We start from the raw sequence: 22,054 nt of genomic DNA on the forward strand, positions 1-22,054 counted from the left end.
GCCGCCTCGCAGCGGGCGGCGGGCAGCGGCGACGGGCAACGGGTGATGGGTGATGGGCGGCGGGCAACGGGGGATGGGCGGCGGGCTGATCGTCGGAGCAGGCGCCGCTCCGGCACTGCGCCCCTGTCCGCTCGCGGCTCGACGGCCGATGCCGTCGTCGTCGTGGTCCCCGCCTTGCCGGCCCCACCCATCCTGCGGTGCTCGCTGTGGTGGTCCTGCACCAGCGGCTCGGCCGGCGTCGCGCGCTCGGAGTGCCGGGAGCTGCGGCCCGTACCACTGGGCCGGCGCTCTCCTGCGGGGCATTCCCGCGTTCCCGCGTTCCCGCGATCCCCGCATGCCCGTGCCGCATCCGACCGCGTCGCCCACGCCATGGGAACGTACCCATAGAGTGCGGGACGTACCGCGAGCACCGCTGAACAGGAGAAGCACGTGACACAAGAGCCCTTGCGTTGGGGTGTCCTGGCGACCGGGGGCATGGCCGCCGCCTTCACCGAGGATCTGCTGCGGTTGCCGGACGCGCGGGTCACCGCGGTCGGATCCCGGTCGGCGGAGGCCGCGCGAACGTTCGCGGCACGGTTCGGTATCCCCCGTGCGCACGGCAGCTGGCGGGAGCTGGCCGCCGATGCGGAGGTCGACGTCGTCTACGTGGCCACCCCCCACGCCCAGCATGTGGCGGCCGCGACGGCCTGCCTGGAGGCCGGCAAGCCGGTGCTGTGCGAGAAGCCCTTCGCCCTCAGCGGCCGACAGGCCCGCATGCTGACCGAACTGGCCGAGAAGCAGGGCCTGTTCGTGATGGAGGCGATGTGGACGTGCGTCAACCCGGCCGTACTGCGCATCGCGGAGCTGGTGGCCGAGGGCGCCATCGGGCAGGTCCGCGCCCTGCACGCCGACTTCGGCATCCGCGTGGACGCGCCCCCGGAACACCGCCTGTGGGACCCGGCGGCGGGCGGCGGCGCCCTGCTGGACCTGGGCACCTACGCGGTGTCCTTCGCCCACCTGCTCCTCGGCGCTCCCGAGACGGTCACCGCCCACGCCCGGCTGTCGCCGCGGGGTGTCGACGAGCAGACGGGCATGCTGTTCGGCTACCGGGACGGCGCTATGGCCGTACTGACGTGCTCGCTGCTCGCGCAGGACGAGCACCGGGCGACGGTGTACGGCACCACCGGCCGCATCGAGATACCGGCCGACTTCTTCAATCCCCCGTCCTTCGTCCTGCACCGCGACGGGCACGAGCCCCGGGCCGTGACCGCCGCGCCGCAGGAAGGACACGGCTACGGGCACCAGGCCAGAGAGGTGATGCGCTGTCTGCGGGCGGGCCTGACGGCGTCACCGCTGCTGCCTCCGGCCCACACCCTGGCCGTGATGGACACCCTGGACCAGGTGCGTGAACGGATCGGAGTGCGCTACCCCGGCGAGTGACGCGCGCGAGCCCGTCCCCCGGGCCGGAGGACGGGCTGCGGAACGCGGCAGGGGGCCGGAGAACGGCGCCCCGGGCGTGGGTCAGGCGCCGGGCAGGACTCCGGTGCGCGCCACCTGGGAGTACCAGCGGGCGCTCGCCTTGGGGATGCGCCGCCCGGTCGGGTAGTCGACGTAGACGGTGCCGAAGCGCTTGCTGTATCCGTGCGCCCACTCGAAGTTGTCCAGCAGCGACCACAGGAAGTACCCGCGTACGTCGGAGCCGTCGCGCAGGGCGTCGTGCACGGCGGCCAGGTGGTCGCGCACATAGGCGATCCGGCCCGGGTCGTTGACGTTGCCCTCGGGGTCGGCGTAGTCGTCGAACGCCGCGCCGTTCTCGGTGATGACCAGGGGCAGTTCGGGGAAGTCGGAGGACAGCCGGCGCAGCAGCTCGTACAGGCCGCTCGGGTCGATGGCCCAGCCCATGGCGGTGGTCTCGCCCGGGCTCTGGTGGAAGGCGACGGTGTCGGCGCCCGGCCACGGGCTGAAGTCGCTGCGGCCGTGCCCGTCGGAGGTGTGGGTGCCGCTGCCGTCGGAGTGCGAGACGAGCGTGGGCGAGTAGTAGTTCACGCCGAGGAAGTCCAGCGGCTGGTGGGCCGTCGCCAGGTCGCCGTCCCGCACGAAGGACCAGTCGGTCACCGTGGCGGTGTCCTTGAACAGGTCCTCCGGGTAGGCGCCGCGCAGCATGGGTCCGGTGAAGACCCGGTTGGCCAGGGCGTCGATCCGGCGGGCGGCGTCGGTGTCGGCCCCGGTCGCGGTGAGGGGGCGTACGTGGTGGATGTTGAGGGTGACCGACACCTGGGCGTCGGCACGGAGCCGGTCGCGCAGCGCCTGTACGGCCAGGCCGTGGCCGAGGTTGAGGTGGTGGGCGGCGCGCAGCGCGGCGACCGGGTCGGTGCGGCCGGGGGCGTGCACTCCCGAGCCGTAGCCGAGGAAGGCGCTGCACCAGGGTTCGTTGAGGGTGGTCCAGGTGCGCACGCGGTCACCGAGGGCTTCGGCGGCCAGTGAGGCGTACTCGGCGAACCGCTCGGCGGTGGCGCGTTCGGGCCAGCCGCCGGCGTCCTCCAGTTCCTGGGGCAGGTCCCAGTGGTAGAGGGTGGCGACGGGCTGGATGCCCTTGTCGAGCAGGTCGTCGACGAGACGCCGGTAGAAGTCCAGGCCCTTCTGCACGGCGGGGCCGCGGCCGGTGGGCTGGATGCGGGGCCAGGCGAGGGAGAAGCGGTAGGCGCCGACGCCGAGTTCGGCCATGAGGGCGACGTCCTCGCGCCAGCGGTGGTAGTGGTCGGTGGCGATGTCCCCGGTGTCGCCGTTGCGGACCCGGCCCGGGGTGCGGGCGTAGGTGTCCCAGATGGACGGGGTCCGGCCGTCCTCTCCGGCGGCCCCCTCGATCTGGTAGGAGGCGGTTGCGGTGCCCCAGAGGAAGCCCTTCGGGAAGGTGCGGGAGGCGTCCGGGGCGGACGCGGTCTGCTGTCGTGCTGCGGTGACCACGTGTGTCCTTTCGGAAAGAGGGTGTATCGGTGGGAGTGGGGGCGGGGGTCAGCCCTTGACCGCGCCCGCCATGATGCCGCTGACGATCTGCCGGCCGAAGACGATGAACATCGCCAGCAGCGGGAGCGTGCCGAGGAGGGCGCCCGCCATGATCAGGGACTGGTCGCGGACGTATCCGGCGCTGAGCTGGGTGAGGGCGACGGGGACGGTCGGGTTGCTCATGTCGAGCACCACGAACGGCCAGAAGAAGTCGTTCCAGGCGTGCACGAAAGTGATCATGAAGAGGACCGCCATCGCGGGCCGTGCGACGGGCAGCACGATGCTCCAGAAGATCCGCAGCGAGTGCGCGCCGTCCACCCGGCCGGCCTCGACGAGTTCGTCGGGCAGCGCCTCGCTGAGGTACTGCCGCATGAAGAACACCCCGACGGCGCTCACCAGGGTGGGGAAGATGACGGCGGGCAGCTGCTGCGACCAGCCCAGCTCGGACATCATCATGAACAGCGGCACGACGCCGAGTTGGGGCGGCACCATCATCGTGCCGATCACCAGCATGAGCAGGACGTTGCGGCCCTTGAAGCGCAGTTTGGCGAAGGCGAAGCCGGCGAGGGTCGCGAACATCACCGTGGACAGGGCGATCACTCCGGCCACGATCGTGCTGTTGACCATGGCCTTGCCCATGGCCGCCTCGTCCCAGGCGCGGGCCAGGTTGCTGAACAGGTTCGGTCCGGGCAGGAACGGCGGCGGCGTCTGGCTGACACGGGTGTTGTCGGTCGAGGCCGCCACCATCGTCCAGTACAGCGGGAAGATCGACAGGATGGCGACGATACCGAGCAGGACGTAGGCGAGCGGGCCCGCGTGGTGCTGGCGGCCGGCGCCGGGCCGGAACACACCCAGGCCGCGGCGGGCGGCGGGCTTGGTGACGGGGGTCCGGGCGGGGGCGTCCGTCCGGACCGGGAGGCTTTCTGTGGTCATGACGACTCCAGGTCAGGACGTACGGGCGCGCAGGCGCTTGATGAGGCGCTGCGCCACGAAGACGACGACGAGCAGCAGGAACATCGCCCAGGCGACGGTCGCCGAGCGGCCCATCTGGTAGTTCTTCCAGCCCTCCTCGTACAGCAGCAGGCCCAGCGTCTGGTACTGGTTGTCGGCGCCGCCCGTGACCCCGTTGGGGCCCTGGCCGAAGATCAGTGGCTCGCCGAACAGCTGGGTCGCGCCGATGGTGGAGAGCACGATGGTGAAGACGATGGTGGAGCGGATCCCCGGCACGGTGACGTGCGTGAACTGCTTCCAGCGGGAGGCGCCGTCGAGGGCGGCGGCCTCGTACCGGTCGGCGGGGACGGCCTGCATGGCGGCGAGGTAGAGCAGCGCGTTGTAGCCGGTCCACCGCCAGATGACGATCGTGGAGATGGCGATCTGGGCGGGCCACTTGTCGGCCTCCCAGTTCACCGGGTCGAGGCCGATCGCGCCGAACGCCCAGTTGATCATGCCGAAGTCGCGCTCGAAGAGCATGGTGAAGACGAGGGCCGCGGCACCGACCGAGGTGGCGTACGGGACGAGCGAGGCGACCCGGAAGAAGAGCGAGCCGCGCATGCGGTAGTTGAGCAGGTGCGCCAGACCGAGTGCCATCAGAAGCTGCGGCACCGTGGAGATGACACCGATGGTGATGGTGTTGGCCAGCGCGTTCCAGAAGCGGTCGTCGTTCCACAGGTCGACGTAGTTGTCGAACGCCACCCACTCCATGACGTCCAGGGTGGCGAGCTCCACCCGGTGCAGGGAGATCCAGGAGGTGTAGACGAGGGGGTAGAAGCTGAACGCGGCGAACACGACGAAGAACGGGGCGACGAAGGCGTAGGGCGCGCCCTTGAGGTCGAGGCGGTGCAGCAGCGCGCCGCGGCGCCGTCCGGCGCCTTCGCCGCCGGGGTGCGGAGACGGACCCCGACGGCCCTCGCCGGCCTGGGCCTTGGTGGTGGAGGTGGCCACCGGACTTCCTTCCTGAGAGCGGATGAGGGGGCCGGGGCCCGGGCCCGCCCGCCGTCGGAGACGGACGGGCCCGGTCGGCCGGAGCGGTCGAGGGACCGAGGGGTCAGCCGACCGCCTTCTCGATGCGCTCCGCGGTGGTCTCCCACGCCTCGTCGCGTGCGGTGCCCTGCTGCTCGATCAGGGTCAGGCCCTGGGAGAAGGTGTCCTTGATCGTGCCGTCCTTGCGGCCGAGGACCTGCTTGTCCGGGATCTCCTGGGCGGCGGCGCCGAAGATCTCGCCTATCGGGGCGTTGCCGAAGTACTCCGAGGTGATGTCCTTGACCTCGGGGCTCTCCAGTGCCTTCTGCGAGGACGGGACGCTGCCCTGCTTCTTGAAGATGTGGGCCTGCTGCTCCGGCGCGGTCAGCCAGGCGGCGAGCTTCTTCGCCTCCTCCTTCACTGGGCTCTGCTCCATCACGCCGAGGAAGGAGCCGCCCCAGTTGGCGCCCTTGGGGGCCTTGGCGACGTCCCACTTGCCCTTGTTCGCCTCGCCGGCCTTCTCACCGATGTGGCCGAGCATCCAGGCCGGGCAGACGGCCGTGGCGAACGTGCCGTTGGCCAGGCCGGGGTCCCAACCGGGCTGGAACTGGCGGAGCTTGGCGGTCAGTCCGTCCTCGGCGGCGTCCACGGCGAGGTTCCAGGCCTCCTTGACGGCCGGGTTCTTGTCGTAGATCAGCTCGCCCTGGGCGTTGTAGTACTGCTCGGGGTAGCCGAAGACCATGGCGTTGAACAGGCCGCTGGCGGCGTCCATGAACGCCACGTCGCCGCCCTTGAAGTCCTTCTTGAAGGTGCGGCCGACCTCGACGTACTTCTTCCAGTCGCCCTCCCACAGCTTGGCGACCTCGTCGCGGTCGGTGGGCAGGCCGGCCTGCTCGAAGTAGTCCTTGCGGTAGCAGACCGCCATCGGGCCGATGTCGGTGCCGAGGCCCAGGACCTTGCCGTCCTCGGTGGTGATCTGGGACTGCTTCCAGGGCAGGAAGTGGTCGGTGCCCGGCACGTCGGAGAAGTCCGCGAACTTGTCGGCCTGGGTGTCGACGATCTCCTTCGCCCGGCCGATCTCGATGCCCTGGATGTCCTTCAGGCCCTTGCCGGCCGCGAGCCGGGTCTGCAGCGCGGTGTAGTACGTCTGCTCGTCACCGGCCACCTCGGCCTTGATCTCGACGCCCGGGTTCTCCTTCTCGTACTGCTCCAGCAGGCCCGTCTCCTTGAAGCCCATCACTCCGTACAGGCCCACGGTGATGACGACCTTGCCGTCCTTCTTGCCGCCGCCGGTGACGGAGTCGTCGCTGCCGCCGCAGCCGACGACGAGCGCGAGCGCGCCGGTGGCCGCGACGGCCGCGAGCGCTCCGGTCCGTGATGACCTTCTGACAGTTGCCATGTTTCTTCCTCCAAGCGACGGCGCCGGCGCACCGGAGCAGCGGGTTCCGTGATGCCTACGGGGTGGGTGAAATGTCGGTGGGCACGTTCCCACCGACGGGTGGGAACGTGCCCACCAGTGGATGGAAGACTCGTGGCAGGGATCGGCTATGTCAATAACTTGAAAACAATTCGTGCGCGGCGGCCGGGTCCGGTGTTCGCTTCGTGACCTCGGCGGGAGTGCTGTGCCCCTCCCCGCGTCTGCCACAATTGCCGCTGGTCAGGTCCGCGGCCGGTGCCGCGCGACCGTTGCCGGGAGGAGCACATGACAGGGAACCGCCGTCCCACGATCAAGACGGTCGCCGCCCGCGCGGGGGTGGGTCGGACCACGGTCTCCCGCGTCATCAACGGCTCCGAACTCGTCAGCGCCGACGCACGGGCCCGGGTCCTGGCCGCGATCAAGGAGCTGGACTACGTCCCCAACTCGGTGGCCCGCGGACTGGTCACCAACCGCACCAACGCGGTGGCCCTGGTGATCCCCGAGTCGGAGAGCCGGCTCGGCTCGGAACCCTTCTTCGCCGCCCTGATCCGCGGAGTGAGCGGCGCGCTCTCCGAAACCCGCACGCAGCTCCAGCTGATGCTCGTCCGCGACCAGGCCGAACGGGACCAGCTGACCGAGTCGGTGGCGACCCGCCGGGTCGACGGCGTGCTGCTCGTCTCGGTCCACGCCCACGACCAACTGCCCGGCATCCTCATGGAGATGGGCCTGCCCACGGTACTGGCGGGCCGGCGCGACGAGAACGAGCCGCTGAGCTATGTCACCTCCGACAACGCCGGGGGCGCCGCGGCCGCCGTCCGGTATCTGCTGGGCAGCGGCCGGCGCCGCATCGCCACCATCACCGGCGCGCTGGACATGGACGTCGGTCGCGGCCGCCTCGCCGGCTGGCGCGCCGCCCACGAGGAGGCGGGGGTCGTGGCCGACGAACACCTGGTCGAGGTGGGCGACTTCACCGAGGAAGGCGGACGCCGGGCCATGCGTTCGCTTCTTGAACGTGCACCGGATCTGGACGCCGTCTTCGCGGCGTCCGACCTGATGGCCGTCAGCGCCCTGAGCGAACTGCGCCGTCAGGGACGGCAGGTGCCGGGCGACGTCGCGGTCGTCGGCTTCGAGGACTCCGTGCTCGCCCGCCACACCAACCCACCGCTGACCACGGTCCGGCAACCGGTCGAGGAACTGGGCCGGACCATGGCCGCGATCCTCCTCGACGAGATCACCGATGCCGCCTCCGGTCCACGGCAGTTGACACTGCCGACGGAACTGGTGGTGCGTGAGTCGTCCTGATCGAGGTTGCGCACAGCCCGAACCCGGCGTCTCCGGCAGGGAGACGGGGGTCGCGCGGTCGAACGCCCTGCAACCCGGGCCTGGCGTACGTCTTGTCGGACAGCAGGGCCGCCGCGGTGAAGCAGCCGCAGCGCAACCACGGTCACCCGACGCGGGTGACACCCCTGGCGCCTCAGCCCTGATCCGATCGCCGGACCGGGGCCATGGCCCACCGGACGGCGCGGGTCAGCAGCAGACCGGCGGGACGTACCGCGAGGTCCTCCACCAGGGCGGGCCGCGCAAGGCCGAGCACGCCGCGCGCCCAGGGCGGGAGCGGGGCAACCGCGTTCGCGGCCGGGGTACCGTACAGCGGCCGCGCACACCGGCCTGACCGGAGTTCACTCCCGCGGTCGGGATCAGCAAGGGCGACAATCACTCTCCGCCCGTGCCGGACCGCGGCCAGGACCGACGCGGTCCGCTCGTCTGCCCCGCCCCACCGGGACCGGGCAGACGAGCGGACACCTCCCAGGAGGAGACAGCAGCGCTCCTAGGCGACGCCGCTGACGCCGGGCGCGACGAAGCGCCGGTGCAGCGGGCTGAAGGTGGTCTCCGGGGTTCCGGTGATGCCTGCCTTCTCGAGCGCGGCTGCCAGTCGTTCGGTGAAGAAGGTCTCGAAGGCCTGCTCGGACTCCCATACGTCGGTCACGTGGAGGCCCTGCCCGTCGAACCAGGCCACGTGTATCTGGCCACCGGGCGCCGGGGTCTCCTCCCAGCCGGCCGCGTCCCGCACCGCGTCGTACTGCTCCGGTGTGACTCCCGACCAGTGCATCGACATCACCACTGCCATGTCCAGCCCCCTGATCCTCTGTGTGGTGTGCGTGGTCCCCGGGCCTGCCGGCCGGGGGCCGATGGTGTTCCGAACCGGTACCGGCACCGGGATCGTTCCACCCCCGGGGCGTCCCGGGCAGAGCGCGTGGATGCGTACCGGGGTCCGTGAAGGCCTCCGCGCGCTCGGGGAGTCGGATCGCGAGCGGACAGCGGGCACCGTTCGGACGGGGCCGGTCCCGGCCGGAGTGAGGCACGACGTGCCGTCCGCGCAGGACGGTTCGACGGGCCGGGCAGTTGGCCCTGCGCTCATGCGCGGCTTCCTTCCGGTACCGGCGCGGGAGTGCCGGAAGCCTCCGCACGTGCGGGGCGAGAGGGGTTGGCCGGCGGGTCTCCCCGGCCGGGTGCGGCAGGCTGTGGGCAGCGCCCTGGCCCACACCAGGCGCTCGCCCACGAACTGCTCTTCCTGTCCCGGGGCAACCCGTTGATCCACGGGGCGCCCCCAGCCGCCGCGCCCCCGTACCGCAGGGGCGCCCACCAGCGACCGCGCCCCCGTACCGCAGCACCTCCGCCGCCCTGCCGAGGCTCACGAAGCGCCATCCGGCAGCGCATGACGGGGTGCGGACCGGGCGGCAGGCGCGGGACGGGCGGCCATGTGACCGCTGGTCAGTGCGGCGGCCGCCCTGCCCGTCCGTGTTGCCGGCGTCGTGTCACCACTGGGCGATGAGCGGCGTGTCGGGTTCGTGCTGTCGCCAGGCTTCGTTGAGGCGGGTCAGCCGGGCGGGGGCGGCGATGCCGCGGACGGTGGCGATCTTGCCGGCGGTGAGGTCGAAGGTCACGGAGCCGACGACGTGGCCGCCCACCACGGCGAGGATGGCCGGGGCGCCGTTGAGGACGGCGTAGTGCATGGCGGGCGTGCCGCCGGCGAGGCGCCGCTTGGCGTCCGTGGGCCTGAAGCCGGCCCGTGCGATGGCGGCGATGCGCTGCGGGGTGTCGTACTGCAGCAGCTTCGCGCTCAGGCCGGCGCCGTCGGAGACGGCGGTGGCGTCGTCGGTGAGCAGCGCGACCAGGCGTTCGGTGCGGCCGGAGGTCGCGGCGGCGAGGAACTCCTCGATGATCCTGCGGGCGGAGGCCGGGTCGATCTCGCTGCCGCCACGGCGGCGGGCGGCGGTGACGCGGTGCCGGGCCCGGTGCAGGTGCTGCTGGCTTGCGGACTCGGTGATGTCGAGGATCTCGGCGATCTCGGCGTGCGGGTAGGAGAACGCTTCGCGCAGGACGTAGACGGCCCGCTCCAGGGGAGAGAGACGTTCCATGAGGGTCAGCACGGCCAGCGAGACCGATTCACGCTGGGCGAAGGTGTCGGCCGGGCCGAGCATCGGGTCGCCGTCCAGGAGCGGTTCGGGCAGCCAGGCGCCGGCGGCGCGTTCGCGGCGGACCTGGGCGGACCGGAGCCGGTCGAGGCACAGGTTGGTGACGACCTTGGTCAGCCATGCTTCCGGCACTTTGATGAGCTGCCGGTCGGCGGCCTGCCAGTGCAGGAACGCATCCTGTACGGCGTCCTCGGCATCGGTCGCCGAGCCCAGCAGACGGTAGGCCAGCGAGGCCAGCCGGCTGCGGCCGGCCTCGAACCGGTCGGTGTCGAAACGGTCGATGGCGGTGCTGTCCATGCCGGTCACCCTAAGCGGCAACTTCCGTCTCGGCAGGGGCAGTCGGTGCTGCGGCCAGGTGGTGCCTGCGCTTGGGCAGGCCGAAGGTGGGATGCGCGGTGGCCCACAGCGAGGTGGCCAGGATGCCCGCCTTGATGCGCGCGGCCGTGCGGCCGCCGAGGTACTTCGGCTTGGCCCGCGTGTCGGAGTCGACCATCTGCAGGATCGCGTCGCGGCGTCCGAGACTGATGTGGTTGCCCGGGTAGGCCAGCTTGGTGTGCGTGGTCTTGCGACCGGTCAGGTGTCCGACGATCGCCTCGATGGCCTGCTTGCCGGTGTAGCCGGCGGATGCGCAGGACATCGGCAGCGGCTGGCCGTTGTCGCCGATCGCGTAGGCGCTGTCGCCGGCCGCGTGCACGGTCGGGTGGGAGACCGAGCGCATGGTGCGGTCGACGACGATCCGGCCGTCGTCGGTGACCTCAAGGCCGCCGGCCGCGGCGATGGGGTTCACGCAGAACCCTGCCGCCCACACGGTCGCGTCGGACGCCAGGGCGGTGCCGTCGGCGCACCGCACCTGAGTCGCTTCGACGGCCTCGACGGTGGTGTGCTCCAGGACGGTGATGCCGAGGCGGTCGCAGGCCCGGTGCAGGTGGTCACGGGCTCCGGCGGAGAGGCGGGCGCCCAGTTCGCCGCGGGCGATCAGCGTCACCGACAGGCCGGGACGGGCCTCGGCGATCTCGGTGGCCGTCTCGATGCCGGTCAGCCCGTCGCCGACGACCAGTACGGTCCCGCCTCCCCGCTTCTCCAGGGCGTCCAGGCGCTTGCGCAAGCGGAGCGCCGAGGGCCGGCCGGTGACGTCGAAGGCGTGGTCGAGCACGCCGGGGACGCCGTGGTCGGCGACGTGGCTGCCCAGCGCGTACAGCAGTGTGTCGTAGGCGAGTTCACCGCCACCGCCCGCGTCGGCCACGCGCACGATCTGCTGGTCCGGGTCGATGGCGGTGACCCGGGCGACGCGCACCCTGATCGCCGTACCGGCGAAGACCTCGGTCAGGCGGGGGGCCTCGATCTCGCGGCCGGCCGCGAACTGGTGCAGCCGCATCCGCTGGACGAACTCGGGCACGGCATTGACCACGGTGATCTCGGTGTCCGCCGGGGACAGGCGGCGGGCCAGGGTGCCGGCTGCGTAGGCCCCGGCGTAACCGGCGCCGAGGACGACGATGCGGTGCTTCATGGCGTTGCTCCTGTCGGTCGGTTCGCTTGGCTCCTTCGGTGACTTGAGCGGAGCAGGCCGACGATCCCTGACAGGGATTGACTGTGATGTGGGTCACATGCGGCAGGGGGGTGGTCTGCGGCGCCCGCGGCACCGGTCCCCGGTCCCCGGTCCCCGGGATCATGCGGAATCCCGTTGCTCGCCGTGCGGGAGCGGCGGTCGGCATGACGGGCGGCACGCTCTTTTGACCGAGAGCTCCCCGGTGACGTCGCGGGGACGGTGCCGGGCAGTCTCCGGTAGGGCCCCGGAAGCGGCACACCGCTTCCGGGCCGGGGCCCGAGCCGGTGAGTGCGGTCAGCTCCGGGCGTCGAGGAAGCGGTCGAGTTGTTCGGCGAATCCGGGCGCCGCGGCTACGAAGTGGCCTGCGCCGGGTGCGACGAGTCGCTGGGCGTGGAGTTGTTCGGCGGTGGCGTCGCACATGCGCTCGACCGCGGTCGTGTGTCGGCCGGACGCCACGAGGGCGGGGACGTCGGCGTGCCGGAGGACGTCGAGTCGCAGGTTCGCTTCGGCGGGTGGCCGGCACTTGTGGGCGCGGCGTACCCCGCGCACGACCGCTTCGGGCAGGGGTCCCTCCTGCGGTACCGGGGCGCCGGTGATGCGCAGGAACTCGCGCAGCACGGCCGGTTCGGCGTCCAGGCCCTGGGTGAGCGCGGCGTCGCTCAGGCGTCGGAAGCGGGTCACCTCGGGATCGTCGGGCGCCAGGAAGAAGGGCGGCTCTATCAGGGTCAGCGACCGGACCCGGTCGGGTCTGCGCGCGGCCGCGATGACGGCGCCCAAGGCTCCGTAGGAGTGCGCGACGACGTGGGGGCGATCGTCCAGGAGAGGCGCGAGGTCGTCGGCGTCGACCTCGTAGTCCTGGCGGCCTGCCGGTGGGGGCGGGCTGGGCGCGAAGCCGCGGCGGTGCACGAACGCCAGTGTCCAGCGCGTGCTCAACGGGGCCAGGCCCTGCCAGGTCGCCGTGGGCCCGGCGCCGCCGTGGACGAGCAGCACCTCCGGACCGCTGCCCCGGCGCACCACCGTGAGCGGCCTCGCCGCGGGCGGGTCGCCCGCCACGTCGGCCATCTGCTTTCCGCCGTCAGTCGTCACCGTCGTCCCCGTCCCGGTCGTGAGTCCGCCAACAGGCCTGGCGTGTCCCTGCCCCTGCTTCCCTGTCACAGTGTCACAGGGCTGTTCGGAGACGGATCTCTGTCCGTGCCTGCGGGCTGCGGCGGGGACTCGGTGGGGCACGATCGCCGGGACATTCCGACTTCCGGGGGACTTCTCATGGCTCACACCGCTCGTTCTCGTCGTACCGCTGCCGCGCTCGTGGCTCTCTCGCTCGGCGTGCCGGCGCTGACCGCCTGCAACGGGGGCGGGGAGCCGGACGCGGCTGCCCCCGGTACCGCGGCCGGCCCGTCCTCCTCCCCCACGAGCGCATCCCCGGTCGACACGGGAAGCGGCGCGCCCTCGGAGCCCGGTTCCGCGGACGGGCAGGACGCAGGCGTGGGCATGTGTGAGACGACCGACCTGGCCTACGACGTCACCGTCGCGTCCGGACCTGTCAACCATGCGCTGCTGACCGCCACCAACAAGGGCGCCGAGCCGTGTCTGCTCGCCGCCGACGAGTTGGTGATCACGATTCCGGAGCTCGACGGGGCCGCCGAGCACATGGGACCCGAGGGCAGGGACTGGATCCTGAAGGCCGGTGAGAAGGCCTACGCGGGGATCATGTTCGCGCGCGCCGACACCGCGGGCGGCAGGAGCACGGACAAGGTCGAAGTCGCCCTCAGCGCGGCCGAGAGCCCGGCGACCGTGCTGATCGACGGCGGCCCCGTCACGGTCAACGACGGCCGGGTCACCAGCTTCTTCGGCTCCGCCGAGGACGCCCTCACCTACTGAGGCCGTTCCCGTCCGTGCGCGGCAAAAAGGGGTGTGTGGTCCCTTCAACTCACTTGCTAGGGTGCGCGGATGTCGTCGATCAAGAAGTTCCAGGTCACCTTCGACTGCGCGGAACCGGAGCGCGTCGCTCGCTTCTGGTGCGAGGTGTTGGGATACGTCGTGCCGTCGCCGCCCGAGGGTTTTGCCACCTGGGACGCCTACTGGAGTGCGCAGCCGCCCGAGAAGCGGGGGGCGTGGTTCGCGTGCAGCGATCCCTCGGGGGTCGGGCCGCGGTTGTTCTTCCAGCGCGTGCCCGAGGGGAAGGTCGTCAAGAATCGGGTGCATCTGGATGTGCGCGTGGCCACCGGGCTCGTGGGGGAAGAGCGGCTCGCCGCTCTTGAGGCCGAGCGTGCGCGACTGGCTCCGCTCGGCGCGGTGCACGTGGAGACGCTGTACGACGGTCATGACGCGTGCATCGTGATGCAGGACGTCGAGGGCAACGAGTTCTGTCTCGACTGAGCCTCGGCCGAGGCCGGTGGGTGTTCCGGGTCCGGTCAGTGGCCGCTTCGTGGGCTGTAGGGCTGGAGGAGCTGGTCCACGGGGGCGTAGTCGTCGGTGAGGAGTTGGGCTTCGCCGATCCAGGAGGTGAGGTCGTCGCCGGTGGCGATCCTCCAGCCGGTGTCGCGGGAGTTCAGCGCTTCCTGGATTGCGGGCAGGTCGAGGGGACGGTCGGCGGCGAGCACCACGAGATTGCCGCCCTCGGGGGTGGTGGTCGGGTCGAGGCCGATGTCGGCGGGGTCGCCGAGAACGGCGACGTGCTCGAAGGTCTTGCTGAGGGTGGCGACTTCGGCACGGGCGAAGGCCAGGGTGCCGTGGTCGATGAGGTTGGCGGCGTAGAGGCCGTCCGGGGTGAGCACTCGCCGTACGTCCGTCATCGCTTCCTCGGTGGTGAGGTGCCAGGGCACGCTGACGCCTCCGAAGGCGTCGCCCACGACGAGATTGCGGCTGTCGGTGTCCAGGCGCCGCAGGCCGAGCCTGCCGTCCTCGGTGCGTACGTCGATGCCAGGCTGTGGTCCGAGGCCGAGGTGGTCGTGGTTGACGCGGACGACTCCGCTGTCGATCTCGGACACGAGGCTGCGTGTGCCGGGCCGGGTGGCCGCGAGGTAGCGGGGGAACGTGAGCCCGCCGCCGCCGAGGTGGTAGGCGGCGAGGGGGTCGCCTTCGGGGAAGGCGGTGTCGACGGCCGACGCGAGGGCGCGGACGTACGTGAACTTCAGGAAGGTCGGGTCGTCGAGGTCGACGTAGGAGTGCCGCAGGCCGTCCAGGACGAGGGTGCGGCCGCTGTCGCGGTCGGGGTCCGCGACGACCGTTGCGCAGTGGTACCGGGTCTCCGCGTCGCAGCCGCCGGGTGCGACGGTGGTGGCGAGGCCGCCGGCGACGATCACGAGGGTGAGCGCGGGAGTGCCGGTCCATCCGCGCGTCCGCCACTCCACCAGTGCCGAGCCGATCACGAGGACGATCCCGAGTCCGATCAGGATGCCGCTGACCGGGAACCGTGAGACGAGGACGAAGCCGGTGAGGACGGTGCCGAAGATGGCGCCGACGGTTCCTACGCCGGACAGGCGGCCGACCACCGTTCCGGTCTCCGCGAGGCTGGTGAGACGCAGCTTGGTCACGATCGGCGTCACCGCGGAGAGCAGCGCGCCCGGCACGAGGATGGTCAAGCCCGCGATCAGGAAGAGGGCCGCCGGCGCCCACTCCGCCGTGGTGCGCAGCACCGCGGGGGTCAGCGCCACGACCGCCCCCGACAGTCCGAGCGCGGGGCCGAGGAGGCGGCGTGGGCTGACCTGGTCGGCGATGCGCCCGCCCAGCCAGGAGCCCGCGGCGATCGCGGTGAGGGCGATGCCGATCACCATGGTGCTGGTCTCCAGGGTCAGGCCCAGGTAGGGAGCCAGCAGCCGCAGGGCGACGATCTCGACCACCAGGACCGCGGACGAGGAGACGAACACGAGCACGGCGGCCGTGCGGGAACCCAGGCCCTGGCCGCGAGGCGTGCCCCCGGCGACGGGCGACGAAGACAATCCGGTCACGCACGGCATCCTTCCATGTGGCTTGCCCGCGCACAGGAGTTGAGACGTGTGCCGGTCCCGCGCCGTCGGCTCGACGGGCCTTCGCTCCCGTGTTCCGGACGGTCCCCTGCCGGGCGAACCGGGGGGCGCCGCGGGACCCGGACTGCCGGGGCGGGGGCGCCCCGTGCGCCGCACTTTCGCTGTCTCTGCCCGGGCAGGCGCGCTGCGTGACGGTGTCCCTTCCCCTCGCCCGACGCCCACGAGAAGTCCCCGCCCGGACCGCCTGTCCCCCACCTCCCTGCCGACCCTTGTCCGGCTGCGGCGGCGCGCCTGCGCTCGGCGCATGATCTGTCGTGTGTGGCGGGGCTGGAGCACCAAGGAGAACGCCGACGCATACGAGCGCATCGTCCGCGGGCAGGTCGTTCCCGGGATCGAGGCGCGGCGCATCCCGGGCTTCCTCTCGATCGACCTGGTACGACGCGACCGGGCGGAGGACGTCGAGTTCATGACCCTGATGTGGTTCGACGCCCTGGACTCCGTACGGGCGTTCATGGGCGAGGACTACGAGACGGCCCACGTGCCGGCGGCCGCCCGGGCGGTGCTCCCGGACTTCGACGAGCAGTCCGCGCACTACGAGGTGCTCGACCGTCGCGAGCAGCCCCGGTAGCCGGCAGCGTGCCGTCGCCGGGACGGTGCGCGAGCGTCAGGGAGCGGCTGTCACCTCCACGGAGAGGTCGTTGTCGACCGTGTAGTAGGGGCGTACGGTGGCGCCGCCGACCGTGGCGGACGGGTAGACGAAGATCTCCTTGCGGTCCGCGATGTCGTCCAGCAGGCGGCCGATCCGGATGGGTGCGGCTTGCCCGGCCGGGTGCGTGCGGACGCTGAGGTCCCAGACGGTGCTGCCGGTGGCGGTCAGCTCCGCGAAGTCCACGGTGAAGGAGAAGGACCGGCCCGATCCGTCGGCCTGTGGTTCCTGGTGCCGTACGGCGCCGTCGGCACCGCGCGCACGCAGGCGTACGGCGGATTCCGCCGACAGGGTGGCGCCGTGCAGGCGTGCCCTGACCGTCATCGACGTGGACGTCACGTCGAGGGCCTCGACCTCGGCATGGGCGGTGCGCCGCCAGGTCCGTATCGCCAGGTAGCCGTCCTTGGTGGCGTACGGGATGCGTACCGCCACCGGCGACGGCCGGTCGCGGGTGTGTCCGTCGACCAGGGCGCGCAGGTCTCGGAGTCCTGGGCGCAGGCGCTGGCGTGGCGCTCCCGGTGCGGGGATCAGGTACAGGTCCCACCGTCCCTCCGCGAGGGCGGGCCGGGGCTCCAGGACCGCGCGTCGGCCGCCGTCGGCGGCGGTTTCGACGGGCAGGTGGAGGAGGGTGTCCTCGGGCCGGCCCTTCTTGGGGCGCAGTCGCAGCAGCAGTTGGGCCGACTCGCGGTCGGGGGTCTCGAGTGCGGGGAGGTGGAAGGTGATCCGGCCGTCCGCGTCGGTCGTGCAGTGGGTGCGCAGTTGTGCGGCGGGTGTGGTGGCCGTGGTGGTCGTGGCCGGCTGCTGGTTCATCGCTGTCCCCTTCGTACGGTGCGCAGTGCGGTGGCGGCCGCGGCGTAGGCGGCGTCTCGGGCGGCGAAGCCATGGCTGATCAGGGCGCGGTCCATGCGGTCGCGTTCCGGTGTGGCCGGCTGTCCGGTCCTTCTCGCCGAGAGGGCTTCGCCGATCAGGCGTTCGGCCTGGGCCACGACGGGGGCCGGGGCGAAGCGGCGCGCGTTCTCCAGGGCGGTGCGGCCCATCCGTCGGCGCAGCTCGTCGTCGCGGACGAGGTCCAGCAGGGCGTTGGCCAGTGCTTCGCGGTCGCCGACCGGTACCAGGCGCCCGTCGACGCCCTCCTTGATGATCTCGCCGGGTCCGTACGGGCAGTCGGTGCTCACCACAGGGAGTCCGCAGCGCATGGCCTCGACGATGGTCATGCCGAACGGCTCGAAGTTGGAAGTGGCCGCGCCGATCGAGCCCTTGACCCACTCCGCCTCCATCGGGGCGGCCGCGCCCATCAGGAAGACGTTGTTGCACAGGTCCAGGCTCTGGACGAGGCGGCGCAGGCGGTCGTGTTCCTCTCCCTTGCCGTAGATCCGCAGCTGCCAGTCCGGGTGGGCGGCGGCGACCGGGGCGAATGCCTCGATGAGCAGGTCGTAACGTTTCACCGGAACCAGTCGGCCGGCCGCGATCACCGCCTTCGCACGGCCGTCAGCGGCCGGCAGCACGGGGTCGGGGACGCTGTTGGGAAGGGCCTCCACGCGGACGCCGGGCAGCCGCATCTTGCGCCGGTAGGCGGCGGCGTCCGCCTCCGTGACCGTGGTGAGCACGTCGAGCCGCCGGTAGGCCCGGCGCAGGGCGGTGCGCAGCCCCGGTGAGTGGTTGTCGAGGGTGAGGTGCTCCTGTCCCATGCGGACGACGTGCTGCGGGGCCTGCAGCGCCAGGTGCACGTTGAGGCCGGGGCGGGTGCCGATGACGACGTCGGCGTCGATCGTCTCCAGACACTCGCCGATCCTCTGGTCGGTGAGCTCGCTGTACTGCTGGTACCGGTATTCGGCGGCCGGGAAGACCTTCGCCGGTCTGAGGTGGAGCGGATGTTCCTTCTCCTTCCGCAGGTCCACCAGTGGTCGCAGGGAGACCTTCGGGTCCAGGGCGAAGTTGGGGTGCTCCCGGTGGCGCAGCACGGAGACGATCTCCACCTCGTGCCGCTCGGCCAGCGCCTGGGCCAGGTTGAAGGTCGTGGTGATCGTGCCGCCGATGCCGTAGGCGTTGTGCAGCAGGAAAGAGATCTTCATAGCGGACTAGACCGCACCCGTCCCCATGCCGTTGCCTTCCGTTATCACTTCGTACTCTTCTCGATCAAGCCCGGGTGAGCCGCGGTGGGCGTACGGTGCAACCGCGGTGGCCGAAAATGTGTCTCTGAGCGCGTGGTGAGGGCTGCGCGATGCGGGGGGATGCGATGAGCACCTGGGAAGTACCGGGATACACAGGATCTCTCGAACTCGGCTCGGGAGCGAGCGGGCGGGTCGTCCTCGCCGTCCATGAGGAGAGCGGCGTCGCGGTCGCGGTGAAGTACCTCAGCGAGTCGCTGCTCACCCGGCCCGGCTTCGTCCACGACTTCCGGGCGGAGGCGCGGCTGCTCGGCGGGCTGGAGAGCCCCTACGTCACCGGTCTGTACGAGTACGTGGAGAGCCCGCACGGCGCCGCCATCGTGATGGAGCTGGTGGACGGCGTCTCCCTGCGCACCCTGCTGGCCCGGCACGGCCCTCTCGTTCCCGAAGCCGCCCTCGCCCTCCTCAAGGGGTCGCTGCTCGGCCTGGCCGACGCCCACCGCGTCGGCGTCGTCCACCGTGACTACAAGCCGGAGAACGTCCTGGTCGTGCCGGACGGGACGTCCAAGCTCGTCGACTTCGGGATCGCGGTCGACTCGGGCACCGGCGCGGGCGTGGCGGGCACCCCGTCGTACATGGCCCCCGAGCAGTGGACGGGCGCGCCCGCCTCACCCGCCGCCGACGTGTACGCGGCCACGGCCACCTTCTTCGAGTGCCTGACGGGGCGCAGGCCGTACTCCGGGGACAACTTCGCCGAGCTGGCCCTGCAGCACGTCGAGGCGCCCGTTCCGGCCGAGGAGGTTCCGGAGCCGGTGCGGGCGCTGGTCCGCCGCGGTCTGGCCAAGGACCCGGCGCAGCGGCCCGCGCAGGCGGAGGAGTTCGTGGCGCAGTTGGAGGCGGCCGCCGGCGCCGCCTACGGGATGGACTGGGAGGAGCGGGGCCGGGGCCGGCTCGCGGCGCTGGTGGCTCTGCTGCCCCTGCTGCTGCCCTCGGCCCGCAGCACGCCCCGCACCACCACGGACAGCGCGCGTACGGTCCTGTCGCAGGGGCCGCGGCCCGTCCCGGCGCGCTCCTGGCTGCCCGGCCGTCCCGGGATGCTGGTGTCGGCCGCGGCCGTCCTTCTCGGCCTGCTCCTGACGTACGGCACCCCGCTGGACGCCGGGACCGCGGCGCAGGAGGCGGCCCGGGCCCTGGCCACGACCAGTGCCGGGTCCGGCACGGCTCCGGACGGGTCCGCGGCGCCGGGTGCGTCGGTCTCCCCGTCCTCCACGCCGACGTCCACCGTCTCGGCCGGCCCCTCGTCGTCCCCCGGCCCGTCGGCCACGGGCACGGCGGGCGCCGGTGGCGAGGAGCCCTCCGCGTCCACCGCACCGCCCGGGGAGGCGACCTCCGCCCCGCCCGGCGGCACGGAGGGCACGACGGCACCGACGACCACCGCTCCCCCGGCGCCTGCCGCGCCCGCCGTCAAGTCCGTCACGGTGTCGGGCTTCCGCCAGACGGGCCCTACGACCGCCACCGCCACCGTCGACGTCACCACGGACGGCACCGGACCGGTCTCCGTCACCGTCTCCTGGTTCACGGGCAACACCGGCGGACAGCCCGGCGACGGCGACGGGGCGCCCGAGACCTTCACCCGCAGCGGCGCCACCACGTACTCGATCACCGTCGAGCACACGTTCCAGAACACCGGCTGCTACTGGTCGATCCATGTCACGACCAGCCCGGTGCCCGCCGGCGGTGACGCCTCCGACCAACTTCTGACCAGGCGGTGCGACCTGCGATGAGCGCCACCGACGACCGCACTCCCCCGCCTGACGCGGACCGCCCCGACGCCGAGTACAGCGCCACCGTGCTGGGCAGCCAGTGGGTGCAGCGTCCGACCGTGCACGACACGCGCGTGGCGGAGACACCGTCGCCGACCGTGCACGACACGCCCGTCGCGGAGACCCCGTCGCCGACCGCGCCCGACCGTGTCGAAGGCACGGTACTGCGCTTCGGCCCGGGGGTCACCGCCGCCCTCGCGCACCGCACGCTCCCCGTGGTGACGGTGCCCCCGGCACCCCCTCGCCGGCGGTGGCGCAGGCACGCGCTGCCCGCCCTGGTGCTGCTCTGCGTGCTGGCGTTCCTCGCCTGGCAGCGCCTCGGGCCGTCCGTCGAGGTGGACGCGGTGACGGTCACGTCCCGGCCGGCGGTCCTGGGGTGCGACGGGACGGCGGACGTCGTCGGCGTGGTCCGCACGAACGGCCGTCCCGGCCGGCTCACCTACCGCTGGGTCCGCAGCGACGGCACCGCCTCCGGCGTACTGCGCGAGGAGGTGGTCCGCGGCCAGAAGCACGCGAGGCTGCATCTGCTGTGGACCTTCGAGGGCCCGGGGCAGCGCACGGCGCGGGCCGAGCTTCAGATCCTCTCGCCGACCCGCGAGGCGGCCTCCGCCCGGTTCACGTACGCCTGCCCGTGACGACCCGCGTGTCCGGCGGTCAGGCCATGCCGAACCGCTCGGAATGCACCTGCCGCGCGGGCACCCGCAGCTCGCGCAGGGCGGCGAGCACGGCCGTGGTCATGGCGGGCGGACCGCAGACGTACACGTCCCGTTCGGTGAGGTCGGGGACCAACTGGTGCAGGGTGCTGGGGCCCAACGGCGGAACACCGTTCTCGCCGGTCCGGCCGACGAGCAGGTGCAGCCGACCGCCCCGCAGTTCGACCAGGTGGCGCACCTCGTTCAGCAGCACGGCGTCGGCCTCGCTGCGCACCCGGTAGAGCACGACGACGTCCCCGCCCGTCTGCTCCTCCAGCATGGCCCGCACCGGAGTGATCCCCACGCCGCCGGCGATCAGCAGGGTGCCGGGCCGGGACCGGTGCAACGACGTGAAGGCACCGTAGGGTCCCTCGACGAAGGCGCGGCTGCCGACCGGGACGTTCCGCAGGCCGGCGCTGGTGTCGCCGACCGCCTTGGCCGTCAGGCGCAGCCCCTGCCCGCCCGGTGCCGCCGACAGGGAGAAGGGGTTGGCGGTCCACCAGCTGTTGTGTCCGGGGAACCGCCAGATGCAGAACTGGCCGGCCCGGGCGGGGAACGCGTCGAGGTGCCGTCCGGTCACGTACACGGAGACCACGTTCAGCGACTCCGGCACCACGGCCACGACGCGGAACCGGTGGTAGGCGTTGCGCCACAGCGGCAGGGCGAGACGCCCGACCAGCAACGCACCGAACGCGAACAGCCACAGACCCCACCAGTAGGCCTCGGCGAACGCGGAGGACGTGAACGTCGTCGTCTCCTGCAGCTGGTGCACGAACGACAGCCCGAGGGCGACGTAGAGCAGCAGGTGCAGACCGTGCCACACCTCGTACCTCAGACGACGCCGGACGGACCGGGTGGAGACCGCGGCGATCACGACGATGACGGCGGCGGCGAGCATGCCCAGCAAGGAGGCGGGAACGCCGCTGAGTGCGGCGAACGTCTTCGCCATGGACGCGTCGTCGAGCTTCGCGTAGCCGAGCACCACCAGGGTGGCGTGGGTGAGGACCGTCCACAGCAGGGTGAAGCCGATCCAGCGGTGCCACACCGTGAGACGGTCCATCCCGATGCGCCGGTCGAGCCACGGCAGCCGGGCCACCAGCAGGAGTTGGAACATCATCAGCAGCGCCGCGTGCAGTCCGAACCACTTCGCGACGGTGAGCACGTCGTTCTTGCCCTCGCCGGCGCTGAGGAACAGGCCCTCGACGACCGCCACGTTGGCGATGACGAAGGCCCACATCACCCGGCGCGCCACATCCACCGGAAGCACGGTGCGCGCCCGCACCGCGTCGCTCGTCGCCATCATGGTCGGTCCCCTCCCCCGTGGCCGCGCCGCTCGCGACCCAATGCGCACAAACACCTTGAAGACCAAGGAACTCGACC

General features: G+C 72.0%; 19 protein-coding genes. 7 read left to right on the top strand and 12 right to left on the bottom strand.

Annotated elements, in window-relative coordinates; all coding sequences use genetic code 11:
• Nucleotides 1-429 precede the first annotated feature (429 nt).
• Nucleotides 430-1,419: a Gfo/Idh/MocA family oxidoreductase gene (locus tag ICC28_RS12210; protein ID WP_317453998.1), complete on the top strand. Its 990-nt coding sequence runs from the start codon at nucleotides 430-432 to the stop codon at nucleotides 1,417-1,419.
• 81 nt (nucleotides 1,420-1,500) lie between these two features.
• Here ICC28_RS12210 and ICC28_RS12215 read toward each other — a convergent pair whose 3' ends face one another.
• The 4 genes from ICC28_RS12215 to ICC28_RS12230 form a co-directional block, all read right to left on the bottom strand.
• Nucleotides 1,501-2,943: a GH1 family beta-glucosidase gene (locus ICC28_RS12215; RefSeq protein WP_188288515.1), complete on the bottom strand. Its 1,443-nt coding sequence runs from the start codon at nucleotides 2,941-2,943 to the stop codon at nucleotides 1,501-1,503.
• A 48-nt stretch (nucleotides 2,944-2,991) separates the two neighbouring features.
• Entirely contained in the window at nucleotides 2,992-3,915 is a 924-nt protein-coding gene (locus tag ICC28_RS12220) for a carbohydrate ABC transporter permease (RefSeq protein ID WP_188288516.1), read from the bottom strand.
• A gap of 12 nt (nucleotides 3,916-3,927) precedes the next feature.
• Nucleotides 3,928-4,923 carry a carbohydrate ABC transporter permease gene (locus ICC28_RS12225; protein WP_188288517.1) on the bottom strand — a complete coding sequence of 332 codons (996 nt, stop codon included), beginning with the start codon at nucleotides 4,921-4,923 and terminating at the stop codon, nucleotides 3,928-3,930.
• Nucleotides 4,924-5,026: 103 nt separating this feature from the next.
• Complete coding sequence (locus tag ICC28_RS12230; RefSeq protein ID WP_188288518.1) at nucleotides 5,027-6,340, bottom strand: ABC transporter substrate-binding protein; 1,314 nt, start codon at nucleotides 6,338-6,340, stop codon at nucleotides 5,027-5,029.
• Between the two features lie 303 nt (nucleotides 6,341-6,643).
• Here ICC28_RS12230 and ICC28_RS12235 point away from each other — a divergent pair, with 303 nt between their 5' ends.
• Entirely contained in the window at nucleotides 6,644-7,660 is a 1,017-nt protein-coding gene (locus tag ICC28_RS12235) for a LacI family DNA-binding transcriptional regulator (RefSeq protein WP_188288519.1), read from the top strand.
• A 526-nt stretch (nucleotides 7,661-8,186) separates the two neighbouring features.
• On the opposite strand, the gene ICC28_RS12240 is transcribed toward ICC28_RS12235, so the two are convergent.
• The 4 genes from ICC28_RS12240 to ICC28_RS12255 form a co-directional block, all read right to left on the bottom strand.
• Entirely contained in the window at nucleotides 8,187-8,486 is a 300-nt protein-coding gene (locus ICC28_RS12240; RefSeq protein WP_223188742.1) for a hypothetical protein, read from the bottom strand.
• A 688-nt stretch (nucleotides 8,487-9,174) separates the two neighbouring features.
• Nucleotides 9,175-10,131 (bottom strand): sigma-70 family RNA polymerase sigma factor, encoded by a 957-nt coding sequence (locus ICC28_RS12245; protein WP_188288520.1) that lies wholly within the window; start codon nucleotides 10,129-10,131, stop codon nucleotides 9,175-9,177.
• A 10-nt stretch (nucleotides 10,132-10,141) separates the two neighbouring features.
• Complete coding sequence (locus tag ICC28_RS12250) at nucleotides 10,142-11,341, bottom strand: NAD(P)/FAD-dependent oxidoreductase (protein WP_188288521.1); 1,200 nt, start codon at nucleotides 11,339-11,341, stop codon at nucleotides 10,142-10,144.
• A 333-nt stretch (nucleotides 11,342-11,674) separates the two neighbouring features.
• Nucleotides 11,675-12,466 carry an alpha/beta fold hydrolase gene (locus ICC28_RS12255; protein ID WP_317453999.1) on the bottom strand — a complete coding sequence of 264 codons (792 nt, stop codon included), beginning with the start codon at nucleotides 12,464-12,466 and terminating at the stop codon, nucleotides 11,675-11,677.
• A 402-nt stretch (nucleotides 12,467-12,868) separates the two neighbouring features.
• Between ICC28_RS12255 and ICC28_RS40475 the strand changes: the two genes are divergently transcribed.
• Together ICC28_RS40475 and ICC28_RS12265 are read left to right on the top strand one after the other, a co-directional pair.
• Nucleotides 12,869-13,258 carry a DUF4232 domain-containing protein gene (locus tag ICC28_RS40475; protein WP_223188743.1) on the top strand — a complete coding sequence of 130 codons (390 nt, stop codon included), beginning with the start codon at nucleotides 12,869-12,871 and terminating at the stop codon, nucleotides 13,256-13,258.
• Between the two features lie 69 nt (nucleotides 13,259-13,327).
• Nucleotides 13,328-13,756: a VOC family protein gene (locus ICC28_RS12265; protein WP_188288523.1), complete on the top strand. Its 429-nt coding sequence runs from the start codon at nucleotides 13,328-13,330 to the stop codon at nucleotides 13,754-13,756.
• 35 nt (nucleotides 13,757-13,791) lie between these two features.
• On the opposite strand, the gene ICC28_RS12270 is transcribed toward ICC28_RS12265, so the two are convergent.
• Complete coding sequence (locus ICC28_RS12270; RefSeq protein ID WP_282700538.1) at nucleotides 13,792-15,327, bottom strand: fused MFS/spermidine synthase; 1,536 nt, start codon at nucleotides 15,325-15,327, stop codon at nucleotides 13,792-13,794.
• Nucleotides 15,328-15,649: 322 nt separating this feature from the next.
• Here ICC28_RS12270 and ICC28_RS12275 point away from each other — a divergent pair, with 322 nt between their 5' ends.
• On the top strand, nucleotides 15,650-15,973 hold the full coding sequence (locus ICC28_RS12275; RefSeq protein ID WP_188288525.1) for an antibiotic biosynthesis monooxygenase: 324 nt from the start codon (nucleotides 15,650-15,652) through the stop codon (nucleotides 15,971-15,973).
• Between the two features lie 36 nt (nucleotides 15,974-16,009).
• Here the strand turns inward: ICC28_RS12275 and ICC28_RS12280 are convergent, their stop codons facing one another.
• Both ICC28_RS12280 and ICC28_RS12285 read right to left on the bottom strand, forming a co-directional pair.
• Nucleotides 16,010-16,861, bottom strand: a complete 852-nt coding sequence (locus ICC28_RS12280; protein ID WP_188288526.1) for a transferase — start codon at nucleotides 16,859-16,861, stop codon at nucleotides 16,010-16,012.
• Nucleotides 16,858-18,123: a glycosyltransferase family 4 protein gene (locus tag ICC28_RS12285; protein ID WP_188288527.1), complete on the bottom strand. Its 1,266-nt coding sequence runs from the start codon at nucleotides 18,121-18,123 to the stop codon at nucleotides 16,858-16,860. The genes ICC28_RS12280 and ICC28_RS12285 overlap by 4 nt, the downstream gene beginning before the upstream one ends.
• A 164-nt stretch (nucleotides 18,124-18,287) precedes the next feature.
• Between ICC28_RS12285 and ICC28_RS12290 the strand changes: the two genes are divergently transcribed.
• Together ICC28_RS12290 and ICC28_RS12295 are read left to right on the top strand one after the other, a co-directional pair.
• Nucleotides 18,288-19,943 carry a serine/threonine-protein kinase gene (locus tag ICC28_RS12290; RefSeq protein ID WP_188288528.1) on the top strand — a complete coding sequence of 552 codons (1,656 nt, stop codon included), beginning with the start codon at nucleotides 18,288-18,290 and terminating at the stop codon, nucleotides 19,941-19,943.
• Nucleotides 19,940-20,617, top strand: coding sequence for a hypothetical protein (locus ICC28_RS12295; protein WP_188288529.1), 678 nt, complete (start codon nucleotides 19,940-19,942; stop codon nucleotides 20,615-20,617). The genes ICC28_RS12290 and ICC28_RS12295 overlap by 4 nt, the downstream gene beginning before the upstream one ends.
• Before the next feature lie 19 nt (nucleotides 20,618-20,636).
• Here ICC28_RS12295 and ICC28_RS12300 read toward each other — a convergent pair whose 3' ends face one another.
• Nucleotides 20,637-21,977: a ferric reductase-like transmembrane domain-containing protein gene (locus ICC28_RS12300; RefSeq protein WP_188288530.1), complete on the bottom strand. Its 1,341-nt coding sequence runs from the start codon at nucleotides 21,975-21,977 to the stop codon at nucleotides 20,637-20,639.
• Nucleotides 21,978-22,054 lie beyond the last annotated feature (77 nt).

This window comes from Streptomyces sp. TRM68416, assembly GCF_014596915.1.
GTDB lineage: Bacteria > Actinomycetota > Actinomycetes > Streptomycetales > Streptomycetaceae > Streptomyces.

Excerpts from the sequence above, each read along its gene's own strand:
- ICC28_RS12285 (WP_188288527.1), bottom strand. The coding sequence starts at position 18,123 with ATGAAGATCTCTTTCCTGCTGCACAACGCCTACGGCATCGGCGGCACG.
- ICC28_RS12235 (WP_188288519.1), top strand. The coding sequence starts at position 6,644 with ATGACAGGGAACCGCCGTCCCACGATCAAGACGGTCGCCGCCCGCGCG.
- ICC28_RS12280 (WP_188288526.1), bottom strand. The coding sequence starts at position 16,861 with ATGAACCAGCAGCCGGCCACGACCACCACGGCCACCACACCCGCCGCA.
- ICC28_RS12245 (WP_188288520.1), bottom strand. The coding sequence starts at position 10,131 with ATGGACAGCACCGCCATCGACCGTTTCGACACCGACCGGTTCGAGGCC.
- ICC28_RS12250 (WP_188288521.1), bottom strand. The coding sequence starts at position 11,341 with ATGAAGCACCGCATCGTCGTCCTCGGCGCCGGTTACGCCGGGGCCTAC.
- ICC28_RS12275 (WP_188288525.1), top strand. The coding sequence starts at position 15,650 with ATGATCTGTCGTGTGTGGCGGGGCTGGAGCACCAAGGAGAACGCCGAC.
- ICC28_RS12240 (WP_223188742.1), bottom strand. The coding sequence starts at position 8,486 with ATGGCAGTGGTGATGTCGATGCACTGGTCGGGAGTCACACCGGAGCAG.
- ICC28_RS12295 (WP_188288529.1), top strand. The coding sequence starts at position 19,940 with ATGAGCGCCACCGACGACCGCACTCCCCCGCCTGACGCGGACCGCCCC.
- ICC28_RS12230 (WP_188288518.1), bottom strand. The coding sequence starts at position 6,340 with ATGGCAACTGTCAGAAGGTCATCACGGACCGGAGCGCTCGCGGCCGTC.
- ICC28_RS12220 (WP_188288516.1), bottom strand. The coding sequence starts at position 3,915 with ATGACCACAGAAAGCCTCCCGGTCCGGACGGACGCCCCCGCCCGGACC.
- ICC28_RS12290 (WP_188288528.1), top strand. The coding sequence starts at position 18,288 with ATGAGCACCTGGGAAGTACCGGGATACACAGGATCTCTCGAACTCGGC.
- ICC28_RS12265 (WP_188288523.1), top strand. The coding sequence starts at position 13,328 with ATGTCGTCGATCAAGAAGTTCCAGGTCACCTTCGACTGCGCGGAACCG.
- ICC28_RS12300 (WP_188288530.1), bottom strand. The coding sequence starts at position 21,977 with ATGATGGCGACGAGCGACGCGGTGCGGGCGCGCACCGTGCTTCCGGTG.
- ICC28_RS40475 (WP_223188743.1), top strand. The coding sequence starts at position 12,869 with ATGTGTGAGACGACCGACCTGGCCTACGACGTCACCGTCGCGTCCGGA.